The sequence below is a fragment of the Streptomyces antimicrobicus genome (assembly GCF_020532625.1).
Taxonomy (GTDB): domain Bacteria; phylum Actinomycetota; class Actinomycetes; order Streptomycetales; family Streptomycetaceae; genus Streptomyces; species Streptomyces antimicrobicus.
This window is the reverse complement of record NZ_JAJAUY010000194.1, coordinates 1-9,304: the sequence shown is the minus strand read 5'-3', so window position 1 is coordinate 9,304 and position 9,304 is coordinate 1. Positions and strand designations below refer to the sequence as shown.

General features: G+C 72.3%; 12 protein-coding genes. 6 read left to right on the top strand and 6 right to left on the bottom strand.

The window, feature by feature from the left end; all coding sequences use genetic code 11:
• Together LG632_RS28415 and LG632_RS28410 are read left to right on the top strand one after the other, a co-directional pair.
• Nucleotides 1-208, top strand: a 208-nt coding sequence (locus tag LG632_RS28415; protein WP_226730571.1) for an LPXTG cell wall anchor domain-containing protein, incomplete at its 5' end; no start/stop codon positions are given.
• Between the two features lie 200 nt (nt 209-408).
• A complete protein-coding gene (locus LG632_RS28410) occupies nt 409-762 on the top strand; it encodes a hypothetical protein (RefSeq protein ID WP_226730569.1) in 354 nt (117 codons plus the stop codon).
• Between the two features lie 89 nt (nt 763-851).
• Here the strand turns inward: LG632_RS28410 and LG632_RS28405 are convergent, their stop codons facing one another.
• Together LG632_RS28405 and LG632_RS28400 are read right to left on the bottom strand one after the other, a co-directional pair.
• Nucleotides 852-1,091 carry a chaplin gene (locus LG632_RS28405; protein ID WP_226730568.1) on the bottom strand — a complete coding sequence of 80 codons (240 nt, stop codon included), beginning with the start codon at nt 1,089-1,091 and terminating at the stop codon, nt 852-854.
• Between the two features lie 151 nt (nt 1,092-1,242).
• Nucleotides 1,243-1,668 carry a hypothetical protein gene (locus tag LG632_RS28400; protein WP_226730566.1) on the bottom strand — a complete coding sequence of 142 codons (426 nt, stop codon included), beginning with the start codon at nt 1,666-1,668 and terminating at the stop codon, nt 1,243-1,245.
• A gap of 270 nt (nt 1,669-1,938) precedes the next feature.
• Here LG632_RS28400 and LG632_RS28395 point away from each other — a divergent pair, with 270 nt between their 5' ends.
• Nucleotides 1,939-2,352: a rodlin gene (locus tag LG632_RS28395; protein WP_226730564.1), complete on the top strand. Its 414-nt coding sequence runs from the start codon at nt 1,939-1,941 to the stop codon at nt 2,350-2,352.
• 105 nt (nt 2,353-2,457) lie between these two features.
• Here the strand turns inward: LG632_RS28395 and LG632_RS28390 are convergent, their stop codons facing one another.
• On the bottom strand, nt 2,458-3,099 hold the full coding sequence (locus LG632_RS28390; protein WP_226730562.1) for a vitamin K epoxide reductase family protein: 642 nt from the start codon (nt 3,097-3,099) through the stop codon (nt 2,458-2,460).
• A 191-nt stretch (nt 3,100-3,290) separates the two neighbouring features.
• On the opposite strand from LG632_RS28390, the gene LG632_RS28385 reads away from it, so the two are divergent.
• Nucleotides 3,291-4,067: a DUF6227 family protein gene (locus LG632_RS28385; RefSeq protein ID WP_226730560.1), complete on the top strand. Its 777-nt coding sequence runs from the start codon at nt 3,291-3,293 to the stop codon at nt 4,065-4,067.
• A 16-nt stretch (nt 4,068-4,083) separates the two neighbouring features.
• Here LG632_RS28385 and LG632_RS28380 read toward each other — a convergent pair whose 3' ends face one another.
• Nucleotides 4,084-5,676, bottom strand: a complete 1,593-nt coding sequence (locus tag LG632_RS28380) for an MFS transporter (RefSeq protein ID WP_226730558.1) — start codon at nt 5,674-5,676, stop codon at nt 4,084-4,086.
• Between the two features lie 61 nt (nt 5,677-5,737).
• On the opposite strand from LG632_RS28380, the gene LG632_RS28375 reads away from it, so the two are divergent.
• Both LG632_RS28375 and LG632_RS28370 read left to right on the top strand, forming a co-directional pair.
• Nucleotides 5,738-6,688, top strand: a complete 951-nt coding sequence (locus LG632_RS28375; RefSeq protein WP_226730556.1) for a helix-turn-helix transcriptional regulator — start codon at nt 5,738-5,740, stop codon at nt 6,686-6,688.
• A gap of 186 nt (nt 6,689-6,874) precedes the next feature.
• Complete coding sequence (locus LG632_RS28370; RefSeq protein ID WP_226730554.1) at nt 6,875-7,204, top strand: hypothetical protein; 330 nt, start codon at nt 6,875-6,877, stop codon at nt 7,202-7,204.
• A 74-nt stretch (nt 7,205-7,278) separates the two neighbouring features.
• Here LG632_RS28370 and LG632_RS28365 read toward each other — a convergent pair whose 3' ends face one another.
• Together LG632_RS28365 and LG632_RS28360 are read right to left on the bottom strand one after the other, a co-directional pair.
• Nucleotides 7,279-8,259: a sigma-70 family RNA polymerase sigma factor gene (locus LG632_RS28365; protein ID WP_226730552.1), complete on the bottom strand. Its 981-nt coding sequence runs from the start codon at nt 8,257-8,259 to the stop codon at nt 7,279-7,281.
• Between the two features lie 223 nt (nt 8,260-8,482).
• Nucleotides 8,483-9,265 (bottom strand): dioxygenase family protein, encoded by a 783-nt coding sequence (locus LG632_RS28360; RefSeq protein ID WP_226730550.1) that lies wholly within the window; start codon nt 9,263-9,265, stop codon nt 8,483-8,485.
• Nucleotides 9,266-9,304: the final 39 nt, after the last annotated feature.

Below are 9,304 nucleotides of genomic sequence, written 5' to 3'. Positions count from 1 at the left end.
GCCGCAGCCGGCGCCCGCGGCTCCGGCCGCTCCGGCTCCCGCCGCGCCCGCTCCGGCCGAGGCTCCCGTACCCGCTCCGGTGACCCCGGCGGCCTCGGCGCCGATGCTGGCGCAGACCGGTGCCGGGCAGCCCGCCGCCGCGGCCGTGCTCGCCTCGGCGCTGATCCTCGGCGGTGCCGTGCTGTACCGGCGGTCCCGGGTCGTCTGACGGCGGCGCCGGCGGAATTACCGGTCATCGGAAGAAATACCGGCCGGAGAATCCCACGGGGTTCTCCGGCCGTCGGCCGTCACCACCGTCCGGCGGCCCGCGTTCGAAAAGAACGAGCCACAGGGTTTCCGCATCCACCCGGAATCGTTACCCAGGTCGAAAGCGGCGCGTCGGTCGCCGCTGGAAAAGGATTGCGAGAAATGAAGTACACCAAGGTCGCCGCCGTCGTCGCCGGTTCCGTGGCCGCCCTCGGCGCCGCCGGTTCCGCTTTCGCCGCCCCGGCCCCCGCCCTGCCCCCGATGAGCCTGACCGGTGGCGTCACCGAGACGCTGAACGCCGCCGCCCCCGTCACCGCCAACCTGCCGCAGACCGTGGGCAACGGCCTGGCCGAGCAGGGCGACGCCGTCAACCAGGCCGTGGGCGCCGTCCAGGACGTCAACAAGGTCAAGAACGACGCCCCGGGCAAGGTCCTCAACAGCGCCAACGTGGTCGGCAAGGTCGCCCCGATGCTCGGCGGCGTCCACCTGAACGGTGGCAACGGCGGCAACGGCTGAACCCCCGCGACACGACCGCGCGACACGACTGTGGGCGCCACCGGCGGTGCCGGGGCGCCCACAGTCGTACGTGCCGCTGGTGGCGAACGTCAGTCGTTGATGCAGACGTTGCCGAACGCGGGGTTCAGCGCGCCGACGAGGTTGACCGAGTTGCCGCAGACGTTGATCGGGACGTGGATCGGCACCTGCGCGAGGTTGCCGGACAGGACACCCGGAGAGCCCACGGCCGCACCCTCGGCCGTCGAGTCGGCGACAGCGGCACCAGCGGCACCAGCGACGGCGAGACCAGCGCCGGCCAGCGCGACGGCGGCCTTCTTGGCAGTGTTCATGGGTAGTGCACCTTCTGCTCGATGTACTGCCCCGATCCGGGGCTGACGACCCCGATCCGGGGCCCACACCGAGCGAAACGGCCCAGTCTGCCAAGACGACACGGTTCCGTGCACGATCTGACCTGTTCAGCCCATTAGTGCTACCACTCGGTCAGGATTTCCGGCCCGGGACGTCGGGAACATCCGGGATGTCCGGGATCTCGGGGATGGTGACCTCGGGTGTGATCTCGTTCGGCGTCGCGGGCAGCTGGGGCGGCGTCAGCGGCGGCAGCTGGGGCAGCTGGACGCCCGGGATCTGTGGGAGGTTGACGCCGGGGATGTTGAGGTCCGGCAGCTTGATCTCCGGCAGTTTGATCTCAGGGATGCTGATCGGCGGCAGGCTGACGCCTGGCGGCAGGAGGCCCTTGATGGCCTCCAGGATGCCGTTGACCAGGTCGTCGATCGGCCCGGCGGCCGCGGCCCGCTCGGCGGCCGGGCGCTCCCCGGTCTCGGCGCTCGCGGGACCGGCCGCGCCGAAGAGTATGGCGGCGGCGAGGGCCGAGGGGACAAGGACGCGGGACGCCTTCGTGCGGTGCATGGGAGGTTCCTTCGGGGTCGCACTGGACGGCGGACCACAGCGATCCGCTTGCTGTCCCACCGTGCGAACACCTTCTACGGACCGCAACCGGAGCGGCGCTGCCTGCGGGCTGCGTACGGGCTTCGCGCACGCGTCCGGCAGCGCCTCACCCGGGTCGGGGAAAACCGGTGCGCGCACGCGCCGTTCGAGTGAAGGGCCGGAACCAACCTCCGCGGGTCCCGTTGACCAGGGCGCTCCATCAGCGGGCACTCGTGCGACAGAAGGACCGACATGCTCAAGAAGATTATGGCCACCGCCGCAGCGACCGCCGCCGTGGTCGGCGCGGGCGCCGCCGTGGCCGCCCCGGCCATGGCCATCGGCAACGACAACGGCGTCAACACCGTCAACGGCAACGGCTCCCAGCAGATCTACGGCAACCAGAAGACCACCGGTCCGATGAGCCCGCAGCTCTCCCTGGTCCAGGGCACCGCCAACAAGCCCTGCATCGGCCTGCCGGTGAAGGTCAACGCCCAGTCGCTGGTCGCGCTCATCGCCAACGTCGGCGTCCAGGACATCAACGTCCTGTCCAACCCGATGAACCAGCAGTGCACCGAGAACTCCACCCAGGCCAAGGGCGACGAGTCCCTCTCGCACATCCTGGACAACATCCCGGTGCTGTCCGGCAACGCCTCCGTCGGCAGCTGATCCGCTTCCCCCACCCGCCGCGCCCCGGGCGTCCGTGGAGCGAAGTGACCGAGGGCCCCGCAGCCACCCGCTGCGGGGCCCTCGGCCCGTCGGCCGCCGGGCGGGTCAGCCGGTCCAGAAGTCCCACCAGCGGGTCAGGACCAGCATGCCGATCACGCCGGTGTGCAAGGCCGGCGGGACCCAGCCGAACTCGCCGAGGAAGTCCCTCAGGGCGGCCGGGGCGGGCAGCACGCCCGTCCGGGCGTTGTGCGCCGTGACCGCCCAGAACATCACCAGGGTCGCCACCCAGGCCAGGCAGCACCACAGGCACAGCGCGTTGATCTCGTAGAGCGACTGGACCATCAGCCAGGTGCAGAAGCCCACCCCGAAGAGGGTGCCGGCGTTCAGGCCGGCCCAGAACCAGCCGCGGTAGCGGGCGCCGGCCAGGATCCCGGCGCCGACGCAGACCACGACGCCGTAGGCGACCAGGCCCAGCATGGGGTTGGGGAAGCCGAAGACGGCGGCCTGCTCGCTCTTCATCACGCTGCCGCAGGAGACGACCGGGTTCAGGCTGCAGGCCGGCTTGAAGTCGGGGTCCTGCAGGAGGAGGAACTTGTCGAGCGTGATCACCCACGAGGCGAGCAGCCCCGCGGCCCCGGTGAGCACCAGCAGCCAGGCCAGTGCGGGTGACGCCGCGGCGGGTGCGCCGTCCGTGCGACTGCTGGGCCGGCCCTGCTGTCGGGGGACGCCCACGGTATTCGTTGCCATGCCGCCCATCGTCCCGCACGTGCGCCCATAGCAGGGCCAACCCGTCGTTCTCGTGCGTAAGTTGACCAGAAGGGGTGGGGGAACCCCCGATGCTTCCCGGACGTTTTGCCGAACACCGGACGGGATGTCAGACGGAGGGGCTACGTTGAGCATCCGTGAAGTGACAAGCTGCGACGGCCTGGAGACCCACCTTGAGCGACCCGCTGGATCCGAGCGATCCGTACGAGACCACTGAGGCGCAGCTCGCCCGGTTGCTGGGCCGTGCGCTCAATTCCTTCGACCTGTCCGACCGCCTGGTCGAGCGGCTGGGCACCGCGCTCGCCCACAGCTCGTCGCTGTACACCACGCAGCACAGCCCGGCCTCCGGAGCGTGGCGCGAGACCCACCGGCACACGTACCTGCTGGCGGACGGCTCCTCGGCCTCGCTGTGGGAGCTGGCGTACCGCCAGCCGGGGGACCGCGGCACCCGGCACGAGCTGTTCGACGGGCGGGCCGAGGCCTGCCTGGCGGCGGCCCGGCTGTTCGGCGACGAGCCCGCGGCGCCGGTGTTCGCCGCGGCCGAGGAGGAGCCGGTGGCGGACGCGGCCGCGCTGAGCGCGCTGCTGGCCTCGCCGGGCCCGGTGCGCAGGCACCGCAGGTACGCGGTGGAGCGGTCGGCGGACCACGCCCGGCGGGTCCTGCGGCGCGCGGAGAACACGGACCGGCCGGGCGAGCGGGTGGCCGGGCTGCTCCGGTCGGCGTACGCCCACCAGATCTCCCAGGCCTTCGGCGGCCGGCCCTCCCCGGCCGACGGCCGGGCGGCCGGATTCACCCTGTACGAGCACGCGTTCGTCCTGCTGGACGGCCGCGAGCTCAGCCTGTGGGAGGTCGAGCACACGGCCACCCCGGACGGCCGCCACATGTGCGAGGTCTACGAGACCGAGGCGGCCGCCCGCGGCGCGATGGAGATCCGGGCCCGCGTGCGCTGAGCCGGGTGGGCCGGCCTCAGCCGACCGGGACCTTCTCCAGGGAGTCCCCGTCGGCGGCGGGGCCGGACGCCGCGGCGGGGGCCGGCTCGGCGGTGGCGCCGGCCTCGGCCTCGTGGCCGGCGCCGGGGGTGGCGGCCTTGCGCGGCAGCGCGAACATCACCGAGAAGATCACGACCATGACGGCCACGACCCACCACAGCGCGTTGCGGAAGGCGTCGACGTACGGGACGCCCAGGACCATCTCGTTGTCGATGACCCCGAAGTAGACCACCGAGGTCAGGCCGAGGCCGAGCGCGTTGCCCATCTGGCCGGTGGTGTTGATCAGGCCGGACGCGGAGCCGGCGTGCTCACGCGGCACCTCGGAGAGCACGGTGTCGGTGAGCGGGGCGACGATCAGGCCCATGCCGATGCCCATGACGATCAGCGGGGCGGCCATCTGCCAGGAGGTGATCTCCATGCCGTAGTGGTCGGAGAGGAAGAGGTAGAGCAGGACGCCCGCGGCCATCGTCAGCGCGCCGGCCTGGAGCACCTTGCGCCCGAAGCGGGGCACCAGCTTCTGCACCGACAGTCCCGCGGCGACCGAGACGGAGATCGAGAACGGGATACCGGTGAGGCCGGCGCGCAGCGCGCTCCAGCCCAGGCCCAGCTGCATCATCAGCGTCCAGACCAGGAAGAAGATGCCGGTCGCGATGCCGAAGGTGAGCTGGACGGCGATGCCGGCGGCGAAGCTCTTGACCTTGAACAGCGAGAGCTCGACCAGCGGGGAGCCGTCCTTGGCGATCTTGTGCTTCTCGTAGGCGATGAAGCCGGCGATCAGGAACGGCACCGCGCCCATGCACAGGAAGCCCCACAGCGGCCAGTCGTTCTCGCGGCCCTGGGTGAGCGGGTAGATCAGCATGACCATGCCGAGGGTGGCCAGCAGCACGCCGACGAGGTCCAGCTTGAGGGCGTGGGGCGCCTTGGACTCGGTGATGAAGGCCCGGCCCAGCAGCACGCCGGCGATCCCGACCGGCAGGTTGATCAGGAAGATCGGGCGCCATTCGAGGCCGAAGAGGTTCCACTCGGTCAGCAGCGCGCCGAGCATCGGCCCGGAGACGGCGCCGAGGCCGACGATCGCGCCGAACATGCCGAAGACCTTGCCGCGCTCGTGCGGCGGGAAGGTGACGTGGATGATCGCGAGCACCTGCGGGACCATCATGGCGGCCATGGCGCCCTGGAGCAGGCGGGAGGCGACCAGCATCTGCGGGTCGGCGGCGATGCCGCACAGCAGCGAGGCGGCGGTGAAGCCGGCGATACCGATCAGGAACAGGCGCTTGCGGCCGTAGATGTCACCGAGGCGGCCACCGGTGATCAGGCCGGCGGCGAAGGCGAGCGCGTAACCGGCGGTGATCCACTGGATGGCGCTGGTGGACGCCTGGAGGTCGGCCCGCATGCTCGGGATGGCTATGTTGACGATCGTGACGTCCACCAGGTCCATGAAGGCGGCGGTCATCACGATGGCGAGGGCGAGCCAGCGGCGGCGGTCGGCCGGCGCCGCGGCGGGGGCCGCGGCTTCGGGGGTGGGCCCGGTCTCGTTCCCGGGCGGGGTCTTGGGCGTCTCGGTGGTCATGGGACAAACGTAGACGGGATGTAGGTCAGTCGACGTCCTATTTCGCTGGCAGGCTGATGACATGACGGACACCCCGGCACGGCTTCTGACCCTGCTGTCCCTGCTCCAGACCCCGCGCGAATGGCCCGGGAGCGAGCTCGCGCGCCGCCTGGAGGTGAGCACCCGCACCATCCGCCGCGACGTCGAACGGCTGCGTGACCTGGGCTATCCCGTGGAGGCCACCCTCGGCGCGGAGGGCGGGTACCGGCTGGTGGCGGGGGCCGCGATGCCCCCGCTGGTGCTCGACGACGAGGAGGCCGTGGCGATCGCGGTCGGCCTGCGGGCCGGGGCCGGGCACGCCATCGAGGGCATCGAGGAGGCCTCGGTGCGTGCCCTGGCCAAGCTGGAGCAGGTCCTGCCGTCGCGGCTGCGGCACCGGGTGGGCGCGCTGCAGTCGGCCACGGTGGCCCTGACCCGTGGCGACGGTGCCCGCATCGACCCGCGGACGCTCACCACGATGGCGTCGGCGGCGGCCGGGCACGAGCGGCTGCGGTTCGCCTACCGGGCGCGGGACGGGGCGGACTCCCGGCGCCTGGTGGAACCGCACCGGCTGGTCAGCACCGGCGGGCGCTGGTACCTGATCGCCTACGACCTGGAGCGGGCGGACTGGCGCACCTTCCGGGTGGACCGGGTCAGCGACCCCTTCCCCACCGGGGCCCGGTTCGCGCCGCGGGAGCTGCCGGACCTCTCGCGGGAGCTCTACGAGGGGGCGGGGCGGCCGGCGTACCGGGTGGTGGTGGACTTCGCGGCGCCGGCGGCGGAGGTCGCCGAGGCGCTGCCCGGCTGGATGGACGCGCCGCAGCCGCTGTCGGACGCCGCGTGCCGGCTGTCGTTCGAGTCCCGCGACGCGGTGGACTGGGTGGCCGTGCGGCTGGCGATGACGGGACTGGACTTCGCCGTGCGCGAGCCGGCGGGCCTGGCCGAGGCCGCGGGCCGGCTGGGCGGCCGCCTGAGCCGGGCGGCGGGCGTGTAGGCCCGCCTTCTCCCGGGTGCCGTCGGTGGCCCGCGTCCGCAGCCGGTCCGTCCTCGCACCGCGCGGGCGGCTCACCGGGGCAGGCGGTCCCAGAACGAGCCGGCCTCGGCCCTGGCCTACGCCGAGCTGCACCTGCTCATCTCCACACCGGGGTTCACCCGCTGGACCCAGGACCACCAGGAGGAGATGAGGGACGGGCCGGCCTTCTACGCGGAGATCGACGAGGCCGCCGCGCTGACGGCCGCCGCGCTGGCCCAAGGCCTGCCGCCGGGCGCCGGCGACGCGGTGGACGCGTTCGTGTCCGCCCACGCGCGAGCCCGGCGGGAGTCGGACACCCCCGCGTTCCGCGCACACCTGCACCGGCTGGTGTCACGGTCGTCCGGCTTCGACCCCCGCCTGGAGCGGTACTGGGCCCTGGTCGGTACCGCAACGGCCGGGCGCGTCCTGAACATGACCGTGGCGCATCGATGGCTCACCGAGGGCCTGGCGATGTCGATCGCCGCGCCGAAGAGCTAGGGCCGGCGGCCCGGCACAGGAGGGAGCCCCGGCGCCTGGGGGGTGACGCCGGGGCTCGTTCGGGGGCCGTCGGATCAGGCGACGGCGTCGAAGCCCGTGTCTCGGGCCATCTTCTTCAGCTCCAGCAGGGCGTGCTTCTCGATCTGCCGGATCCGCTCGCGGGTCAGGCCGTGCTGCTTGCCGACCTCGGTGAGGGTCCGCTCCCGGCCGTCGTCGATGCCGTAGCGCATCTTGATGATCGACGCGGTGCGCTGGTCGAGCTTGCCGATCAGGTCCTCCAGCTCCTCGCTGCGCAGCAGCGAGAGCACGGACTGCTCGGGCGAGATCGCGGAGGTGTCCTCCAGGAGGTCGCCGAACTGGGTCTCGCCCTCGTCGTCCACGGACATGTTCAGGCTGACCGGGTCGCGGGCCCAGTCCAGGACGTCGCTCACGCGCTGCTCCGTCGAGCCCAGCTCGGCGGCGATCTCGGTGTGCTCCGGGTCCCGGCCGTTCTCCCGGTTGAACTCGCGCTGCACCCGGCGGATCCGGCCGAGCTCCTCCACCAGGTGGACGGGCAGCCGGATGGTGCGGGACTGGTCGGCGATCGAGCGGGTGATGGCCTGGCGGATCCACCACGTGGCGTACGTGGAGAACTTGAAGCCCTTGGTGTAGTCGAACTTCTCCACCGCGCGGACCAGGCCGGCGTTGCCCTCCTGGATCAGGTCGAGCAGGGGCAGGCCGCTGCGCGGGTAGCGGCGGGCGACGGCGACGACCAGGCGGAGGTTGGAGCGGATGAAGACCTCCTTGGCCCGCTCCCCCTCGGCGGCGAGGGCCTCCAGCTCCGCGCGCGTGGCACGGCCCTGGCTCTCCGCCTCCCCGTCGAGGATCTGCTGGGCGTAGACACCGGCCTCGATGATCTGGGAGAGCTCGACCTCCTTGGCGGCGTCGAGCAGCGGGGTGCGAGCGATCTCGTCCAGGTACATGCCGACCAGGTCGCGGTCTGCGATCTCCCCGCCGGCTGCGCGGGCGCTGGAGGCCGTCTCGGACTGGCGACGGGCGACGGCGCGGGTTGCCATGCGTGCTCCCTTGCGATGAGTTCGGTCGCGGTGCGGCTTGCTGGCTTCGGGACACTCTTCCGAGTGCCCCGCATCCGTAGGAAACAACGACCGGAATCGGGACAGAATTCCCACACGGCGTCCCGTTTTTTGGGATCTTGCAGTACCCTGCCCGCCAGCGCCGCCCTGACCGCTCCCCCCTCTTCCTAGACGGCGTCCGGCGCCGTCCGGTTGCCTGGGGGCGTCAGCCGAACTGCACCGAGCGCTTGGCCAGCCCCATCCAGAAGCCGTCGATGACGTCCCGGCGGGCGGCGAGGTCACCGGCCGCGTCCGCGGCGCCGAGGGTGACGAAGAGCGGGGCGAAGTGCTCCGTACGGGGATGGGCCAGCCGGCCGGCCGGGGACTTGGCCTCGAAGTCCAGCAGGGCGTCCACGTCGGCGGCGGCCAGCGCCTCCCGCCCCCAGGCGTCGAACTCGGCCGACCAGGCCGGCACCCCGCCGCCCGCGTGGCGCAGGGCGGCCAGGTTGTGGGTGAAGAAGCCGCTGCCGACGATCAGCACGCCCTCGTCGCGCAGGGGCGCGAGCTGCCGGCCGATCTCCATCAGGCGACGGGGGTCCAGCGTGGGCAGGGAGACCTGGAGGACCGGTATGTCGGCCTCGGGGAACATCTCCACCAGCGGTACGTACGCGCCGTGGTCGAGCCCGCGGTCGGGGATGTCCTGGACCGGGGTGCCGGGGGCCCGCAGCAGCTTGCGCACGCTCTCGGCGAGCTCCGGCGCGCCCGGGGCGTCGTAGCGGACCCGGTAGTAGTGCTCGGGGAAGCCCCAGAAGTCGTACACCAGGGGGACCCGCTCGGTGGCGCCGAGGGCGAGGGGGGCCTCCTCCCAGTGCGCGGAGACCATGAGGATCGCCCGGGGCCGCGGCAGGGCCGCGGACCAGGCGGCGAGCTGGCCGGGCCAGACGGGGTCGTCGGCCAGCGGCGGGGCGCCGTGGCTCAGGTACAGCGTCGGCATGCGGGTCGTGGTCATGGAACGAGCGTAACCCCATCTCGTTCAAATTTGAATAAC

Coding starts and splice junctions, on each gene's coding strand:
- LG632_RS28395 (WP_226730564.1), top strand. CDS start 1,939: ATGCTCAAGAAGATTATGGCCACCGCCGCAGCGACCGCCGCCGTGGTC.
- LG632_RS28365 (WP_226730552.1), bottom strand. CDS start 8,259: ATGGCAACCCGCGCCGTCGCCCGTCGCCAGTCCGAGACGGCCTCCAGC.
- LG632_RS28390 (WP_226730562.1), bottom strand. CDS start 3,099: ATGGCAACGAATACCGTGGGCGTCCCCCGACAGCAGGGCCGGCCCAGC.
- LG632_RS28380 (WP_226730558.1), bottom strand. CDS start 5,676: ATGACCACCGAGACGCCCAAGACCCCGCCCGGGAACGAGACCGGGCCC.
- LG632_RS28400 (WP_226730566.1), bottom strand. CDS start 1,668: ATGCACCGCACGAAGGCGTCCCGCGTCCTTGTCCCCTCGGCCCTCGCC.
- LG632_RS28410 (WP_226730569.1), top strand. CDS start 409: ATGAAGTACACCAAGGTCGCCGCCGTCGTCGCCGGTTCCGTGGCCGCC.
- LG632_RS28360 (WP_226730550.1), bottom strand. CDS start 9,265: ATGACCACGACCCGCATGCCGACGCTGTACCTGAGCCACGGCGCCCCG.
- LG632_RS28405 (WP_226730568.1), bottom strand. CDS start 1,091: ATGAACACTGCCAAGAAGGCCGCCGTCGCGCTGGCCGGCGCTGGTCTC.
- LG632_RS28370 (WP_226730554.1), top strand. CDS start 6,875: ATGAGGGACGGGCCGGCCTTCTACGCGGAGATCGACGAGGCCGCCGCG.
- LG632_RS28375 (WP_226730556.1), top strand. CDS start 5,738: ATGACGGACACCCCGGCACGGCTTCTGACCCTGCTGTCCCTGCTCCAG.